The sequence below is a fragment of the Sphingomonas sp. SRS2 genome, from assembly GCF_000971055.1.
Classification (GTDB): Bacteria; Pseudomonadota; Alphaproteobacteria; order Sphingomonadales; family Sphingomonadaceae; genus Rhizorhabdus.
This window is the reverse complement of the sequence record NZ_LARW01000114.1, coordinates 1-16,467: the sequence shown is the minus strand read 5'-3', so window position 1 is coordinate 16,467 and position 16,467 is coordinate 1. Positions and strand designations below refer to the sequence as shown.

Sequence of the window (16,467 nt, the reverse complement as noted above, 5' to 3'; positions counted from 1 at the left end):
ATGAGCAAAGACGACAGCAAGGTGCAGTTCTCGGATCGCGAGGCGCTGTTCTTCCACTCGACCGGACGGCCTGGCAAGATCGAGATCGTCGCCACCAAGCCGATGGCGACGCAGCGCGACCTGAGTCTCGCTTATTCCCCTGGCGTCGCGGTCCCGGTGAAGGCGATCGCCGCCGACCCCGCCACCGCTTATGATTATACCGCCAAGGGCAACCTCGTCGCGGTGATCTCGAACGGCACCGCGATTCTCGGCCTCGGCAATCTCGGCGCGCTCGCCTCGAAGCCCGTGATGGAGGGCAAGGCGGTGCTGTTCAAGCGCTTCGCCGATGTCGATTCGATCGATATCGAGCTCGACACCGAGGATCCCGAAGCCTTCATCAACGCGGTCGCGCTGATGGAGCCGACCTTCGGCGGGATCAACCTCGAGGACATCAAGGCCCCCGAATGCTTCATCATCGAGCAGGCGCTCAAGGAGAAGATGAACATCCCGGTGATGCACGATGATCAGCACGGCACCGCGATGATCGCGGCGGCGGGCCTGATCAACGCCGCCTATCTCACCAATCGCGACCTGAAAGACATGAACGTGGTCGTCAACGGCGCGGGCGCGGCGGCAATCGCCTGCACCGAGCTGATCAAGGCGGTCGGCGTGTCGCCCGACAAGGTGTTGCTGTGCGACTCCAAGGGCGTGGTCTATCAGGGCCGCACCGAGGGCATGAACCAGTGGAAGTCGGCGCACGCCACGCCGACCGACCGGCGTACGCTGGCCGAAGCGGTAGCCGGCGCGGACGTGTTCCTGGGCCTGTCGGTCAAGGGCGCGCTGACGCCTGAAATGGTCAAGACGATGGCCCCGCACCCGATCGTCTTCGCGATGGCGAACCCCGATCCCGAGATCCTGCCGCCCGACGCCAAGGCGGCGCGCGACGACGTGATCATCGCGACCGGCCGGTCGGACTTCCCGAACCAGGTCAACAACGTGCTCGGCTTCCCCTTCATCTTCCGCGGCGCGCTCGACGTGCGCGCGACCGGCATCAACCAGGAGATGAAGATCGCCGCCGCCCGCGCGCTCGCCGAGCTGGCGCGCGAGCAGGTGCCCGAGGAAGTCGCCGCCGCTTATGGTGGCGCGGCCCCGCGTTTCGGCCGCGACTATATCATCCCCGCGCCGTTCGATCCGCGCCTGATGGAAGTGATCCCCGCCGCCGTCGCGCAGGCGGCGATGGACACTGGGGTCGCGCGCAAGCCGATCCTCGACATGGCTGCGTACAAGGACAGCCTGAAGGCGCGTCTCAACCCGACCACCTCGGTGCTCACCCTCGCCTCCGAAACCGCGCGCGCGCATCCCAAGCGCGTCGTCTTCGCCGAGGCCGAGGAGGATGTGGTGCTGCGCGCCGCGATCCAGTTCAAGAATCTCGGCTACGGCACCCCGGTGCTGGTCGGCCGCGACGACGTTCCCGACAAGCTGCGCGATCTCGGCGTCGACGATGTCGAGAGTTTCGAGCTGCACAACAGCCGCAATTCGCCGCTGATCGAGAAGATGGTCGACTATCTCTACGACCGGCTCAAGCGCCGCGGCACGCTGCGCCGTGAGTGCGAGGCGATGGTGAACCAGGACCGGAACATCTTCGGTTCGCTACTGCTCGCGCTGGGCGAGGCCGACGCGATGGTGACGGGCGTCACCCGCACCTATAGCGCGACCTTCCGCCAGGTCCGCCGCGTGCTCGATCCCGCCGAAGGCCAGAAGCCGTGCGGCATCCACCTGTTCGTCGGGCAGAGCCACACCACCTTCATCGCCGACACCACCGTCACCGAACGGCCGACGGCGGTCGAACTCGCCAATATCGCCGAGCAGACGGCCGCGGTCGCGCGCCGCATGGGCCATGAGCCGCGCGTCGCCTTCCTGAGCTATTCGACCTTCGGCAACCCGCCGGGCAACTATCTCGATATCGTCCGCGACGCGGTCGCCCTGCTCGACGAGCGCGGCGCGAGCTTCGAATATGAAGGCGAGATGGCCCCCGACGCGGCGCTCAACCCGGCGATCCAGAAGCTCTATCCGTTCAACCGCCTGTCCGGCGCGGCCAATGTGCTGGTCATGCCGGGCCTGCAATCAGCCAATATCTCGGCCAAGCTGCTGCGCGAACTCGGCAAGGGATCGATGATCGGCCCGATGCTGGTCGGCATGGAAAAGCCGGTCCAGATCGCGACGATGTCGTCGAACGCCGCCGAACTGCTCACCCTGGCGATCCTCGCCGCGGCGGGCATCGCGCAGTAAGGCGCCCTCATTGCTCGCTCCCTCTCCCGCGAAGGCGGGGGAGGGGCGAAAAATGCGGGCTTATTTCTCTTCCGTTTTCACCATCGACAGCTTCATCGCCGCGACCAGCTGCGCGACGGTCTGCGGCTGTGCTGGCAGGCGGAAATAGGCGCCGGGGAAGGCCGCCTTGCCGGCAAGGTTGAGGCGGAAGCGGCCACCGACATCGATCGGCGTGCCCAGCGCGAAGATCGTGTGCGTTTCGGCGATCAGCGCGGGGGCCATGTCGCCGATCAGCGGCGCGGCCGGCACCAGCGACGCATTCATGAACTGCTCGAGCACCGCACCGACCGGTTTGAGATCGGCGTCGCGGCTGATCAGATAGTCGGTCGCCTTGTTGGGATCGCTGCTGTCGAGCCCGCGGACATGATAGACCCTGCCCTCGCGGCCCCCGGCTTCGCCTGCTTCGCCGGCCTCGACCCGGAGCTTGCTCGGCGGCATCTGCACCTTGTCGAGCAGGCCCTTGAAGATCGGCGGCAGCACCTGGTCGATCGCGGTCGCGACGTCCTTGAGCCGTGCGACGGTCGGCTTCCCACCCTCGACGTCGACGATATAGAATTCGCCGCCGATCAGCAGCCCGTAATCCTCGGTGCCGACCTCGGCGATCCGCGCGTCGCCATTGTCGTGTACGTCGATCTGAAGCTGCTTCGACTGGCGCACGTCGATATAGATCGCCCGCAACCCCGCCTGCGCGGCGCTGGTGATGAGCAGCAGGGCGGCTGCGGCAGTCAGTTTCAAGGTGCGGCGCATGCGGGGTCCTTTATAGCCAGGCGTCTCTTTAGCCCCCTCGCCACTCGCCGTCATCCCGGCGCAGGCCGGGATCTCACTACTATGCGCAACCTCGTCTCCGTCTGGGCCTCCCGACATCCCGGGCGATGCCTGTTCTCGGGCTGGCAAGCCAGACCCCGGGGCCGGGATGGCGGCAAAGGGCAAGCGTCCGCTTTCCCTTTGCCGCCAAAACCGCCAACAAGGGCGCGATGACCGTCGCCCGCCTGATGCTGACCGACTTCCGCTCCTATGCCGCCGCGACGATCGCGGCCGGGCCCGGCTTCGTCGTGCTGACCGGGGAGAATGGCGCGGGCAAGACCAATATCCTCGAGGCCATATCGATGCTCGGGCCGGGCCGCGGCCTGCGCGGCGCGGCGCTGGGCGAGATGGCGCGGGAGGGTGGCGGTGGCGGCTTTGCGGTCGCAGCCGAACTGGCCGGGGACGTGCGGATCGGCACCGGCACCACCGCCGCCGCGCCGGACAGGCGGCAGGTGCGGATCAACGGCGCGACCGCCTCCGCCACCTCGCTCGGCGAATGGATGGCGCTGCTCTGGCTGACCCCGGCGATGGACCGGCTGTTCACCGAAGGCGCGGAGGGGCGGCGGCGCTTTCTCGACCGGCTCGTCTTCGCCATCGAGCCCGGCCACGCGCATCACGCCAGCCGCTACGACGCCGCGATGCGCGCGCGCAACAAGCTGCTGGCGCAGGAGGGGCGACCCGATATCGCCTGGCTCGACGCGCTCGAAGTCCAGCTTGCCGAGCATGGCGCGGCCGTGGCCGAGGCGCGCGCCCGCACCGTCGCCGCGCTGGCCGATCGCATCGCCGCCGAACCCGACGCTCCGTTCGCGCGCGCATCGCTGTCGATCGAGGGCTGGCTGCCGGGGGCGGCACCGCTGATCGATGAACTGCGCCAGGGCCGCGCCCGTGACGCCGCTGCGGGCCGCACCCTCGCCGGCCCGCACCGCCAGGACCTCGCCGTCGTCCACGCCGCAAAGGCCCAGCCCGCCGCGCGCGCCTCGACCGGCGAGCAGAAGGCGTTGCTGCTCGGCCTCGTCCTCGCCCATGCCGACCTTGTCGCCGAACGGCGCGGCCAGCGCCCCGTCCTGCTGATGGACGAAGTCGCCGCGCATCTCGACCCGGTCCGCCGCGCCGCGCTGTTTGACCGGCTCGCCCGCAGCGGCGGTCAGATCTGGCTGACCGGCACCGAACGCGCGCTGTTCGACGGGATCGGCGCGGCGACCTGGCTGTCGGTGCGCGCGGGAATGGTGGACATCGCCCGGTAGTTCGCCAGGGTTGGGAGGAACATCGGGGCCTTGCGGGCGTTTGCGTGGATTCGACCATCATGTCGACGGGGCGACATCGGATAGGATGTGAGGCCATGCCCTGTGACTATACGCTGCCCAATGTGGCCGGCACGCTGATCCTCCCGGGCGGGGACAGGCCCGAGGGAACCCTGCGCGAGCTGCTGACAATCTACGCCGAACTCAACGACACCGACCGGAAACGCACGTCGATCCTGCTCGATCAGCCGATCCCCACGCCGCCGGACCTGCCGCGCCTCGATACGAAGGATACCCGGCTGAACATTTTCGACGGCGAAGGCGAACGGCTGCTCCGGTTCCTGTGAGCGTGCGGCGAACCGGCGACGAATCACGCCGCTTTTTGTTGGGTTTTGCGACAGTCGCCGCTATAGGCTGGGCATGACGAACGAAACCGAAAATACTCCCAACGCAAACAGCTATGGCGCCGATTCGATCAAGGTCCTCAAGGGCCTCGATGCGGTGCGCAAACGCCCCGGCATGTATATCGGCGATACCGACGATGGATCGGGCCTCCACCATATGGTGTTCGAGGTGTCGGACAATGCGATCGACGAGGCGCTCGCCGGGCATTGCGACAAGATCATCATCACCCTGAATCCCGACGGATCGGTTTCGGTCGAGGATAATGGCCGCGGCATTCCGACCGGCATCCATAGCGAGGAGGGTGTGTCGGCCGCCGAGGTGATCATGACCCAGCTGCACGCCGGTGGAAAGTTCGACAACACCAACGACGCCAATGCATATAAGGTGTCGGGCGGCCTCCACGGCGTCGGCGTTTCGGTGGTCAACGCGCTGTCCGACATCCTCGACCTGACGATCTGGCGCGACGACCAGGAGCATTATATGCAGTTCGCGCGCGGCGATGCGGTCGCCCCGCTCAAGGTCGTCGGCCCGGCAAATGGCAAGAAGGGCACCAAAGTCACCTTCCTGCCCTCGGCCGACACGTTCAAGATCACCGAGTTCGATTTCGAGAAGCTCGAGCATCGCTATCGCGAACTCGCCTTCCTCAATTCGGGCGTGCGACTGTTTCTGGCCGATGAGCGCCATGCAGAGCGCAAGGAGGTCGAGCTGTTCTACGAAGGTGGGATCGCCGCCTTCGTTCGCTATCTCGACCGGACCAAGGTGCCGCTGATGCCCGATCCGGTCGCGATCAACGGTCAGCGCGACGATGTCGGCATCGACGTCGCGCTGGAATGGAACGACAGCTATTATGAGCAGGTCCTCTGCTTCACCAACAACATCCCGCAGCGCGACGGCGGCACCCACCTCGCCGCCTTCCGCGCAGCGCTGACCCGCACCCTCAACAATTATGCCGACAAGTCGGGCATGTTGAAGAAGGAGAAGGTCACGCTGACCGGCGACGACATGCGCGAGGGGCTTACCGCAATCGTCTCGGTCAAGCTGCCCGATCCCAAATTCTCGTCGCAGACCAAGGACAAGCTGGTCTCGTCCGAGGTGCGCCAGCCGCTCGAAAGCCTGATGGCCGACAAGCTGGCCGAATGGCTGGAGGAAAATCCCGCACATGGCCGCTCGATCATCCAGAAGGTGATCGACGCCGCTGCCGCGCGCGAGGCCGCGAAGAAGGCGCGTGAGCTGACCCGGCGCAAGGGGGTGATGGATATCGCCTCGCTGCCCGGCAAGCTCGCCGACTGTCAGGAGCGCGATCCCAGCAAGTGCGAACTCTATCTGGTCGAGGGTGACTCGGCCGGCGGATCGGCCAAGCAGGGCCGCGACCGCGTCTATCAGGCGATCCTGCCGCTCAAGGGCAAGATCCTGAACGTCGAGCGCGCGCGGTTCGACCGGATGCTGTCGTCGAAGGAAGTCGGCACGCTGATCCAGGCGATGGGCACCGGCATCGGCCGCGACGATTTCAACCTGGAAAAGCTGCGCTATCACAAGATCGTGATCATGACCGACGCCGATGTCGACGGCGCGCATATCCGCACGCTGCTGCTCACCTTCTTCTACCGGCACATGAAGCCGATCATCGACGCCGGCCATCTCTATATCGCCCAGCCGCCGCTCTATAAGGTCGCGAAGGGCCGGTCGGAGGTCTATCTGAAGGACGATGCCGCGCTCGACGACTATCTCGTCACAGGTGGCCTCGGCCTGATGATCCTCGAAACGCCGGGCGGCGCGCGCGCGGGCGACGATCTGCGCCAGCTGGTCGAACATGCACGGCGGATGCGCGCGCTGATGCGCTTCGTGCCCAAGCGTTACGATCCGGTCATCATCGAGGCGCTGTCGCTGACCGGCGCGCTCGATCCCGCCGCCGATGACGCGCGGCATCGCGCCGCCGCCGCCAAGATCGCCGAATGGATGGGCCGCATCGATCCCGAGGCGACCTGGTCGGGCGAACTGACCGACGAGGGCGGCTATCATCTCCAGCGGCTGTGGCGCGGCGTGACCGATCACCACATCATCGACGCCGCCTTCATCCGGTCGGCCGAGGCGCGCAAGCTCCATGCGCTGTCCGCCGAACAGGCCGAAGCCTATAGCCGCACCGCCCGGCTGGTGCCGCTGAAGAGCGCCGCCGCCGCCGAGGAAGCCGACGAGGACGCACCCATCGCCGACACCCGCGGCGTCGCGATCAACCAGCCGTCCGACCTGCTCAACGCGATCCTCGCGTCGGGCCGCAAGGGTATGTCCGTGTCGCGATACAAAGGGCTGGGCGAGATGAACGCCGAGCAGCTGTGGGAAACTACGCTCGACCCTGCGAACCGCTCGATGCTCCAGGTCGAGGTCCAGCAGGCCGACATTGCGGATGAGATCTTCACCCGGCTGATGGGCGACGTGGTCGAACCACGCCGCGAATTCATCCAGGAAAATGCGCTGAACGTGGCGAATCTGGACGTCTGATCGGAGCGTTTCCGTACCGCTCACCTGAGGAGGGCTGAGCTTGTCGAAGACCCGTCTCGAAGGACCTGATGCCGTTCTTCGAAACGCCGCTTCACAAGTCCAGCGATCCTCGGGTCAACGGCTGAAATGTGCTAGCCGGCCTTCCCCGGCTTCCACAACTTCCACACCATCAGCGCAAGCGCGGTGACGCCGAGCAGCAGCAGGCTCCACAACAGCGCCTTGCGCTGGCTCAGCCGATCCTCGTCTCCACTCGCCAGCGCCAGGACCGGCTCGGGCACGGGCACGCGCACCGTTGCGGCGGGCAACACCGCGACCGCGCCGGGGCGGTAATCTGGGATCAGCTCATCGATCGCGAGGAAGCGGTTCTCCGCCGCGCCCGCACCCGTTGCCAGCACATAGGGTGGCTTGCCGCTGAACAGCACGACCAGCTGCATCGGTTCGAACAGCAGGTCGAGCTTCGGCGGCGCGGCGAAGCCGGCGGTGCGGCGGTCGGCCTCGATCCGGTAGTCCGCGAAGGCGGGTCCCTCGAGCCGGATCGGCTTCGAGGCCGCGCCGCGCGCCACCCCCGCACCTAGTGGGGTCCAGTCCTGATCGGCGCCGTTGCGGCCGAAGATGCGCACCGGCACGATCATCTCGCCGCCCGCCGGGGCGATACGGATGCCGGCCGGTACCAGCCCATGACCGAAGCCGAAGCGCAGTTCATGGGCATTGGCGCGGCGCGGAGTCGCGATGGCGATCGCGGGGCGATCCCCGCCGATGCGGTGCGCGGTGGTGATCGTGGCGCGCGAAACGGTGACCGCACCGAGCAATTTCGACGGGCTGGTCCAGCGCACCCGCAGATAGCGGCGGTGCACGTCGGCCTCGCCCAGGTCGATCTCCTCGCCGCCGATCGCGCCCGTGGCATCAGCGGTCTTGCGATAGAGGATGCGCGCACCGAGCGGGATCCAGTGGCGCAGGTCGCCGCTTGCCTCCACGATGAAATTGACGGGCTGCTGTGCCGGCCAACGCGCGTCGAGGCGCAGGCTGCGCACCGGATCGTCGACCTTGCGGCTGTCGAGCAGTACGCCGAGCACCGCCGGCGCGGCGTCGCCATTCTGCGCCGCCTCGGTCATCCGCACCACCCGCGCGCCGCCGAACGCCTCGATCACCAGTTCGGCGCCGTTCGTCCTGAGCGCGCCGCCGGTGCCCAGGATCGGCAAGGCTTCGAGCGTCGCCGTCCGCAAGATCGCCGCGCCGCCGGGCGGGGCGGTCGCGGCCATCGGCAGCGCGGCGCCGGTCGCGTCGAAGACCCTTATGTCGGACCGGTCCGGCGCGGTCAGCGCGGCGAGCGCGACCGCAGGCGGCGACAGGCGCTGGAGCGGCGCGCCGGGTGCGGGATCGACCGGCAACCGCACCGCATAGGCGTCCGGCCGCGCCGGATTATGCGCGTCCCGCTCGCTGCATCCCGCGAGCGCGGCGGCGGCGATCATCAGCATCGTCCAGCGGATCATGGCGTCTCCTCCTTGCCGCCGCGGCGCGGCGGCAAGGGCGCGACATAGCCGACCACCAGCATCAGCACACCAACGACGATGAAGCTGATGATCCGCGCCCCGCCGCCCGCGCTCGACAGGTCGACGAAGAACAGCTTCAGCACCACCAGCACAAGCAATGCGGCCCCCGCCAGCCAGACCGGGCGCTGTGCCCGGCGGTGTGCAAACAGCATCAGCCCGAGCGCGAGCAGCGTCCAGAGGATCGCAAGCCCGGTCTGGACGACATGGTCGTCGAGCAGCGCGTCGCTGCTCCACGCCACGCCGAGCGCCTGATGCGCGAAGCGCAGCCACATCATGTTGACCGCGACGAAGCCGAGCCCGGCGAGCGCGATCCACGCCCCGCGCCCGCGCAGCCAGCCCGATCCGGCGGGCGTGGGATCGGCGGCGATGATGCTCCGCCGCCACAGGACCAGCGCGGCGAGCCCGAGCAGCACGACGAGATCGACCGGATTGAGCAGTGGAATATAGGGCAGCGGATGGGCGTCCCCCTCCGCGAGGAGCGCGGCGGCGAGCGCCCCGCCATAGACAAGCGCCGCCAGCGGCAACGCCGCCTGCCAATGATAGCCATTGCGGTGGCGGTCGAGCGGCCAGCGATCATGGCCGCGTCCGGCCCACAGCGTCAGCACGAGCAGGATCGCGACCGCGCTGACCAGGAACACGACCCCCGCCCAGCTGCTGTCCCACAGCGCCGCGCGGTCGATCCCCAGCCAGAGCGCGTCGGCGAGCAGCAGCGTCGCCAGCCACACCCCGCCGACATGGCTCGCCCGCGCGAGCAGCCATGTGCCAGTGCCGGCGGCCGGGCCGTCGCGGTCGTTGAGGAGCAGCAGATGGACATGCAGCGCGATGGCCGTCAGCCAGATCGCCCAGCCCGGATTGTAGAGCATATGCTCGCCGATCGCCGCCTGGCCAAGCCAGGTCGCGAACAATATCACCAGCGTGGCGCGGCCCGGCCATGTCGCGACCGACCAGCCGGTGCGGCGGCCGGCCAGCGACCAACCCCAGGCGCTGGCGACGATACCGAGCATGACGAGCTGCTGCTGGATCGCGGCGCGAAACGCTGGCGCGGGATAGAGGCTGGTATCGGCGGCAGGCAGCGTGCGGCACGCCTCGGCGGCGAGCGTGAGGCACCAGAGCAGGAAGGCGGACAGGAAGGCCGGCTTGCCCAGCACCGCCTCGACCCGCGCATAGCCCAGCGCCCAGCGCGATCCGCTGTGCGGCAAAGGTTCGCGCAGCCACCAGGCGACCGCGAAGGCAGGCAGCGCGACGAGCAACCCGGTCATGAACACCGGATTGAGCAGCGGCAGCGCCGAGACATTGCTTTCGAGCATCCCGATGAACAGCAGCGCCGAAAGCAGGATCAGCAGCATCCCGAACAGCCGTGGTATCCAGCGCGCCTGGCGCATGCCGACCCAGAAGGCCCCGGCGCCTTCGAGCGCCCAGGCCGATCCGGTCCAGCGCGCGCCGAGCGCAAGCGGGATGGCGAGCGTGGCGAAGCCGACTCCGATCGCGAGCATCGTCTCGGCCAGCAGGCGGAAGGCTTCGCCACCGCGCCGCATGACCGCGACCGCGAGGCCGAGATATAGAGCGCCGAAGCCAAGCGCCGCGAAGGCGCTGCCATAATCGATGTCGCGGACCAGCCCGACCTGGAGCCCGAACCCCGCCAGCGCCACCCCGAACAACAGGCTGCTGTCGACCATGCGGCCCATCGGCCCCTGCCGGTTGCGCGCATAGAGGATCGCGGCGGCGAGATAGATCAGCACCGAGAGCAGCAGGAAGCTCTGCGCGACCGCGAAATCCTCCGGCCGGTAGCTGAGCACGCCCCAGAAGCTGGCGATGCCGAAGGTCGCGAAGAAACCGATCAGGTTGATGCTCCGCCACGGCTTCTTCCAGGCGAGCAGCAGCACGCCGAGGTTGAGCAGCGCATGATAGCCAAACATCACCACGACCGGCCCGCCCTCACCACCGAGCAGCAGCGGCACCGCATAGCCACCCGCGAAGGATGCGCCCGCCAGGCCCTCGGCGTCCTGCAGAAGCGCCAGAGCGCAACCGCCGATGCAGACCAGCACCATCAGCGCGAAGGCGGCCGGCAGCGGCAGGACGGGATAGAGGATCGCCCCCGCGAAGATCGTCAGATAAAGGACCGCAACCCCGCCGCCCTGTAGCGCGAGCGCGAAACCGGGCCGCGCCGTGCGGCGATTGAAGCCGATAGCGAGCAGCGCGATCCCCGCCGCCGCAACCAGCGCCAGCCGCACCTCGATCGGAATCAGGCCCGCCCCCGCCGCCCAGCGCGCGAGGAAGGCGAGACCGACGAACAGGACGACCAGCCCGGCCCGGACAATCGTGTTGCCGCCAAGCAGCCAGCCGCGCGCGGCGGCGAAACCACGCTCGACGATCCCGGGTTCGGCAGGGGCCGCGATCACGGCGGGCGCGGGGACAACAACGCTGGCGGCGGGACGAACGCGCTCGTGCGCCGAAACCGGTGCGGATGCGGGTGCGGGTGCGGCAATGTCGTCTTGCACGACTTTAACGGTGTAGGACGGAGCGGACGCCGGCGCTTCGGCGCGCCCGGTGGCCAGCATCGCCGCGATCTCGGCGCGAACCGCCTTGCGCAAGCCCCAGCCGGCGGCAGCCCCCGGCAGCGCCCCGAGCAGCAGTCCATATTGCTCGAAATCAGCGGCAAGCCAGCCAAGCATCGCGCCGACAATCACGCCCCACAGGATCATCGGCCCGTCACTCCTACCGCGCAACACCGCCCTTCGTAACGCAGCCGTCCCGTCGGGTCGACTCCAGCGCCTATATGTCTCCACGCCGTCGTCCTGTCGGGGCTGGACCCATGGCTATGCCATCACCCGTAAAGACAGGCATGGATGCCAGCCTCCGTTGGCATGACGGATCAAGACAGGCCTGCTAAGCCGCGCCCATGACCACGCCCAACACCACTCTCCGTATCCTCGTCGACGCCGACGCCTGCCCCGTGAAGGACGAGATCTACAAGGTCGCCTGGCGACACGAAGTCCCGGTGACGCTGGTCAGCAACGCGCATCTGCGCATCCCGGATCACCCGCTGATCGGCAAGGTCGTGGTGGGCAGCGGCTTCGACGCCGCCGACGACTGGATCGCCGAGGCGAGCGACGCCGCCTGCGTGGTGATCACCGCCGACATCCTGCTCGCCCACCGCTGCATCAAGGCCGGGGCGACGGTGATCTCGAACGCCGGCAAGCCCTTCACCGCCAACTCGATCGGCGCGGCGGTCGCCACCCGCGCGATCATGGCCGATCTGCGCGCCTCCCCGACCGCGAACGGCATCGGCGGCCCCGCCCCGTTCAGCAAGACCGACCGCTCCCGCTTCCTCCAGGCCCTCGACGAGGCGGTGGTGCGGTTAAAGCGCGGGCGCTAAGGTTTGTTTCAGCGAAGCTGAAACGGCGGTACCGGCCCGCTCCCACGTAAGTGGAACAAACTCTAGCCGCACATCGTCATTTCTTTTCCACGAACGCCTTCAGCCGGTTGAGTTGCCCGCTCATCACCTGATCGACGACCGCCGCGAGACTGGCGCCGCCGCCGGGGATGAAGCCGCCGATCGCATAGCTCTGGTTGAGCTGAGTGCCGCCGTCGACCGGCTTTATCGTCCATTCGAGCGCGCCCGAGACGCCCATCGTCTGAAACGGGCCGAGCGCGCCGCGCAGGCGCAGGACCTGACCGGGCATCACGAAGATCACCCGCAGATGCTCGACCTCGCCCTTCGTCGCCGGAATCGCTTCGCAGAAACAGCCGCCCACCACCGGATCGAGCCGGATATTGGCGCCATCCTTCGACCAGCCATGTTCGGCGTCCCACCAGCGGGCGGGCTCGACCAGTGCGGCCCAGACCTTTTCAGGCGGCGCAGCGATCAGCACCGTAGAAGCGACCAGGAAGCCGCCCGTGTCGGCGGCCTTGACCTCTGCCGCCCCTGGCCAGGCCGCCACCGCCACCGCCCCGGCCATCATGATGACTGCAGCCCGCATATGCCTATCCCCAAAAACGCATTGCCGTGCTTATGAGTCCGCGGAACGGGTCAGATCCATCGTCCCGAGATAATCGAGCTTAGCCAGCGGCACGCCCTGCTGGCGCATGATCCCGTAGGCGGTCACGAGGTGGAAGAAGATGTTGGGCAGGCCGAAGTCGCGCACATAGCTGGCCCCGGTAAAGCGCAATGTCGCGGTCGGCAGCTTCACGACGATCTCGACGTCCTCGCGGCCGTCGATCGCCGATGCCGGGATGCTGTCGAGATAGGCGATCGTCCGCTCGATCCGCGCCTTGAGCTCGACGACACTGGTTTCGGTATCGGGCATCGCCGGCGCTTCGCCACCCGAGAGGCGCGCGGCCATATTCTTGGCGGCGTCGCTGCTCACCTGGATCTGACGCAGCAGCGGATACATATCGGGCGCGAGCGCCGCGCCCAGCCACTCGGCCTCGGCAATCTCCCGCGCCGCGAAATGATCGGCCGCCTTGGCGAAGCAGGCGGCGAGATTGGTCAGCGCGCGCCGTACTGGCTGAATCGCGGCCGCGTGAAGCGTTGTCGCGGTCATATATATCCCCTCTGCCTTCGTTGTCGGGGCTACATAGCAAACCGCCCGCTCCCCGCGAAGGGGAACGGGCGGCAGTCTTGCCACGGACTAGGGGGGCTGGCGCCCGCGGCGGAAAGAGCGCTCAGCGGGCGATCAACGCCACCGCCGAGATCTGGCTGGGGTGGAAGCCGAATTCGACCAGCCGGCTGTTGAGATCGGACGCATCGGCCCGCGCCCGCACGCGGGCGACGAAGCGGCGCAGCGTCTCCAGCCGGGGATCGGCCAGCGGCAGCTTGGGACGGATGCCCGTACTGCCTTCGATCCACCGGCTCAGCCAGCCACGGGGACGCTCGATGCCAGACTCCGCCTCGCGCATCGCCAGGCTCACGACCTTCCACTCGAGCGCCGAAAGGGTCGGCGTCGTCGCTTCGGTTTCGGCCCTGATCTGCACGGACATCGTCATCACTTCACTCCAATCTCTTCACGCTTATCGGTTCAACCAAAGAGCTTCGCTGTGATCTCGGCCACATGCCGGCCCTGAAATTTCGCGCCTTCGATTTCGGTGACGCTCGGCTGGCGCGATCCGTCGCCATCGGCGATCGTGGTCGCGCCATAGGGAGCGCCGCCCTTGACCTCGTCGACGCCCATTTGCCCCTGGAAGCTGTACGGCAGGCCGACGATGGTCATTCCGAAATGCAGCAGGTTGGTGATGATCGAGAACAGCGTCGTTTCCTGCCCGCCATGCTGGGTCGCCGACGAGGTGAACGCCGCGCCGACCTTGCCATTGAGCGCGCCACGCGCCCACAGGCCGCCCGCGCCGTCGAGGAACGACGCCATCTGGCCCGAAATGCGCCCGAAGCGGGTGCCGGTGCCGACGATGATCGCGTCGTAATTTTCCAGGTCCGCGATCGTCGCCACCGGGGCTTTCTGGTCGAGCTTGAAATGATTCTTCTGCGCGATCTCGAGCGGCACCGTCTCGGGCACGCGCTTGATGTCGACGGTCGCCCCGGCGCCGCGCGCGCCTTCGGCGATGGCTTCGGCCATCGTCTCGATATGGCCATAGGTCGAATAATAGAGGATCAGGATCCTGGACATGTGCTTTGCTCCGATTGGTGTTGACGGAATGGACCGCCCCGCGCCTTGGCGCAGGGCGGTCTGAAGGATCAGGCGACGTCGACGAGGACGATCTCCGCCTCGTCGCTGGCGGTGATGGTGATCGTGTCGAGGTCGGCGATCGCGACGCCGTCACGCGGATTCACCGGAACGCCGTTGACCTCGATGCGGCCGCGGGTCGGGACCAGATAGGCCTTGCGGTCGCGGCCGATCGGCTGATCGACGCTTTCGCCGGCGTTGAGGGTCGCGCCGAGCACCCGGGCATTGGCCCGGATCGGCAGCGCGTCCTCGTCACCCTCGATCCCGCTCGCCAGGGTGACGAAGCGGCCAGTGCGGTCGCCCTTAGGGAAGGGCCGGGCGCCCCAGCTGGGTTTCTCGCCCTGCTTGTCGGGGATGATCCAGATCTGGAAGAGGGTGGTTTCGACATCTTCCTCATTCTTTTCCGAATGGACGATCCCGGTGCCCGCCGACATCACCTGGACGTCGCCGGCTTCGGTGCGGCCCTCATTGCCCAGGCTGTCGCGATGGGTGATCGCACCCGAACGGACATAGGTGATGATCTCCATGTCGTTATGCGGGTGCGGTGCGAAGCCGGTGTGGGGGGCGATCGCATCGTCATTCCAGACGCGCAGTGCGCCCCAGTGGACCCGGCTCGGATCGCGATAGTCGGCGAAGGAGAAATGATGCTTGGCGTCGAGCCAGCCATGCTTGCCGCCGCCGAGCGAATTGAAGGGCCGAACTTCGATCATCGTTTTCACTCCATCTTGAGACTGCCGCCGCAGCGGCTGTTGGGAGCAATCTAGGCTTGCGCCCAGGCAATTAAATGGAGATGATTGAAACCTATCGTTTCCAAAATTGGTGATGTGAATGGCCCACCTCCCCGACTTCGAAGCCTGGGCGATCTTCGCGAGGGTCGCCGAACTCGGCAGCTTTTCGGCCGCCGCCGACGAGCTCGCCCTGTCGAAGGCGACGGTGTCGAAGGCGGTGTCGCGGCTGGAGCAGCGGCTCGCCGCGCCCCTGTTCCACCGCAGCTCGCGCAAATTGTCGCTCACCGACAGCGGCCAGGTCGCCCGTGAGCGCGCGCTCCAGCTGCTCGCCGACGGCGAGGCGATCGAGGAGGCGATATCCGAACGGGGCACCGCACCGCGCGGGCTCGTCCGGCTCGCCGCTCCAATGTCGTTCGGACTTGCGCATCTCGGGCCGATCCTGCCGCTCTTTCACCAGGCCTATCCGCAGGTCACGATCGACCTGCACCTCTCCGACGAGCGGATCGACCTGATCGAGCAGGGCTTCGACGTCGCGCTGCGAATTGGCCAGCTTGAGGATTCGGCGCTGAAGGCGCGGCGGCTTTTTCCGGTGCGGCTGCCGATCGTCGGCGCGCCCGCCCTGTTCGACCGGCTGGGCCGGCCCCAACACCCACGCGATCTCGTCCATTATCCGATGTTCGTCTACACCCATGTCCGCGCACCTGGCCGCCTGCATTTCCGCCATGCCGAGCAGGGCGAGCTGAGCGTCGACTTCAAAGGCCCGATCCGCACCAACAATGCCGATGTGCTGATCGACGCGCTGTTGGCGGGCACCGGCATAGCCTCGCTGCCCGATTTCCTCGCCTGGCGGTGCCTGGGCGATGGTCGGCTGGAGGAAGTATTGCCCGACTGGTCGGCAGGCCCGCAAAGCGCGCTCCACGTCGTCACCCCGCCGACTGCGATGCGGCCGGCGCGGGTCAAGGCGCTGATCGACTTCCTCGCCGCCGCCTTCCTCAAGCCGCCCTGGACGACCAGCTGAGCTGGCGGAACATCGGAACGAGCACTAGGGGTTGTGGGGATTTAGGATTCACATTTTTGGGGAGATGTGATTCACACTTTGGATGGAACGCTTCGTACTGACCGACGCCCAGTGGGCAAAGATGGAACCGCATTGTCTGGGTAAGCCGACCGACCCGGGACGAAGCGGGAGGAACAACCGTCTATTTTTGGAGGCAGTGCTATGGATTGTCCGGACGGGCAGTCCATGGCGTGATCTGCCGAC

15 protein-coding genes are annotated in these 16,467 nt (G+C 67.4%); 7 read left to right on the top strand and 8 right to left on the bottom strand.

The window, feature by feature from the left end:
* Positions 1 to 2,268 (top strand): NADP-dependent malic enzyme, encoded by a 2,268-nt coding sequence (locus WP12_RS18460; protein WP_046195164.1) that lies wholly within the window; start codon positions 1 to 3, stop codon positions 2,266 to 2,268.
* Between the two features lie 60 nt (positions 2,269 to 2,328).
* On the opposite strand, the gene WP12_RS18455 is transcribed toward WP12_RS18460, so the two are convergent.
* Positions 2,329 to 3,054: a hypothetical protein gene (locus WP12_RS18455; RefSeq protein WP_046195163.1), complete on the bottom strand. Its 726-nt coding sequence runs from the start codon at positions 3,052 to 3,054 to the stop codon at positions 2,329 to 2,331.
* A 227-nt stretch (positions 3,055 to 3,281) separates the two neighbouring features.
* Between WP12_RS18455 and recF the strand changes: the two genes are divergently transcribed.
* The 3 genes from recF (at position 3,282) to gyrB (ending at position 7,253) form a co-directional block, all read left to right on the top strand.
* Complete coding sequence (gene recF, locus WP12_RS18450) at positions 3,282 to 4,355, top strand: DNA replication/repair protein RecF (protein ID WP_046195173.1); 1,074 nt, start codon at positions 3,282 to 3,284, stop codon at positions 4,353 to 4,355.
* A 95-nt stretch (positions 4,356 to 4,450) separates the two neighbouring features.
* Positions 4,451 to 4,699 (top strand): hypothetical protein, encoded by a 249-nt coding sequence (locus tag WP12_RS18445; protein WP_046195162.1) that lies wholly within the window; start codon positions 4,451 to 4,453, stop codon positions 4,697 to 4,699.
* Between the two features lie 73 nt (positions 4,700 to 4,772).
* A complete protein-coding gene (gene gyrB / locus WP12_RS18440; protein ID WP_046195161.1) occupies positions 4,773 to 7,253 on the top strand; it encodes a DNA topoisomerase (ATP-hydrolyzing) subunit B in 2,481 nt (826 codons plus the stop codon).
* Between the two features lie 131 nt (positions 7,254 to 7,384).
* On the opposite strand, the gene WP12_RS18435 is transcribed toward gyrB, so the two are convergent.
* Together WP12_RS18435 and WP12_RS18430 are read right to left on the bottom strand one after the other, a co-directional pair.
* Positions 7,385 to 8,743, bottom strand: a complete 1,359-nt coding sequence (locus tag WP12_RS18435) for a DUF3999 family protein (protein WP_052730494.1) — start codon at positions 8,741 to 8,743, stop codon at positions 7,385 to 7,387.
* Positions 8,740 to 11,505, bottom strand: coding sequence for a DUF2339 domain-containing protein (locus tag WP12_RS18430; RefSeq protein WP_046195160.1), 2,766 nt, complete (start codon positions 11,503 to 11,505; stop codon positions 8,740 to 8,742). The genes WP12_RS18435 and WP12_RS18430 overlap by 4 nt, the downstream gene beginning before the upstream one ends.
* Positions 11,506 to 11,702: 197 nt before the next feature.
* Here WP12_RS18430 and WP12_RS18425 point away from each other — a divergent pair, with 197 nt between their 5' ends.
* Complete coding sequence (locus WP12_RS18425) at positions 11,703 to 12,179, top strand: YaiI/YqxD family protein (protein WP_046195159.1); 477 nt, start codon at positions 11,703 to 11,705, stop codon at positions 12,177 to 12,179.
* 76 nt (positions 12,180 to 12,255) lie between these two features.
* Here WP12_RS18425 and WP12_RS18420 read toward each other — a convergent pair whose 3' ends face one another.
* The 5 genes from WP12_RS18420 to WP12_RS18400 all read right to left on the bottom strand — a co-directional run bounded on the left by WP12_RS18420 (position 12,256) and on the right by WP12_RS18400 (position 15,188).
* A complete protein-coding gene (locus WP12_RS18420) occupies positions 12,256 to 12,783 on the bottom strand; it encodes an SRPBCC family protein (protein WP_046195158.1) in 528 nt (175 codons plus the stop codon).
* A gap of 30 nt (positions 12,784 to 12,813) precedes the next feature.
* Complete coding sequence (locus WP12_RS18415; protein ID WP_046195157.1) at positions 12,814 to 13,347, bottom strand: DUF1993 domain-containing protein; 534 nt, start codon at positions 13,345 to 13,347, stop codon at positions 12,814 to 12,816.
* A gap of 121 nt (positions 13,348 to 13,468) precedes the next feature.
* Complete coding sequence (locus WP12_RS18410; protein ID WP_046195156.1) at positions 13,469 to 13,789, bottom strand: hypothetical protein; 321 nt, start codon at positions 13,787 to 13,789, stop codon at positions 13,469 to 13,471.
* Between the two features lie 32 nt (positions 13,790 to 13,821).
* A complete protein-coding gene (gene wrbA, locus WP12_RS18405) occupies positions 13,822 to 14,421 on the bottom strand; it encodes an NAD(P)H:quinone oxidoreductase (protein ID WP_046195155.1) in 600 nt (199 codons plus the stop codon).
* Positions 14,422 to 14,489: 68 nt separating this feature from the next.
* The gene (locus WP12_RS18400; RefSeq protein WP_046195154.1) at positions 14,490 to 15,188 is read right to left on the bottom strand and encodes a pirin family protein; all 699 of its coding nucleotides are present in this window, start codon (positions 15,186 to 15,188) and stop codon (positions 14,490 to 14,492) included.
* Between the two features lie 118 nt (positions 15,189 to 15,306).
* Between WP12_RS18400 and WP12_RS18395 the strand changes: the two genes are divergently transcribed.
* Positions 15,307 to 16,224, top strand: a complete 918-nt coding sequence (locus WP12_RS18395; RefSeq protein ID WP_046195153.1) for a LysR family transcriptional regulator — start codon at positions 15,307 to 15,309, stop codon at positions 16,222 to 16,224.
* Positions 16,225 to 16,306: 82 nt separating this feature from the next.
* A partial coding sequence (locus WP12_RS24320; protein ID WP_152663831.1) for a transposase occupies positions 16,307 to 16,467 on the top strand: 161 nt, incomplete at its 3' end.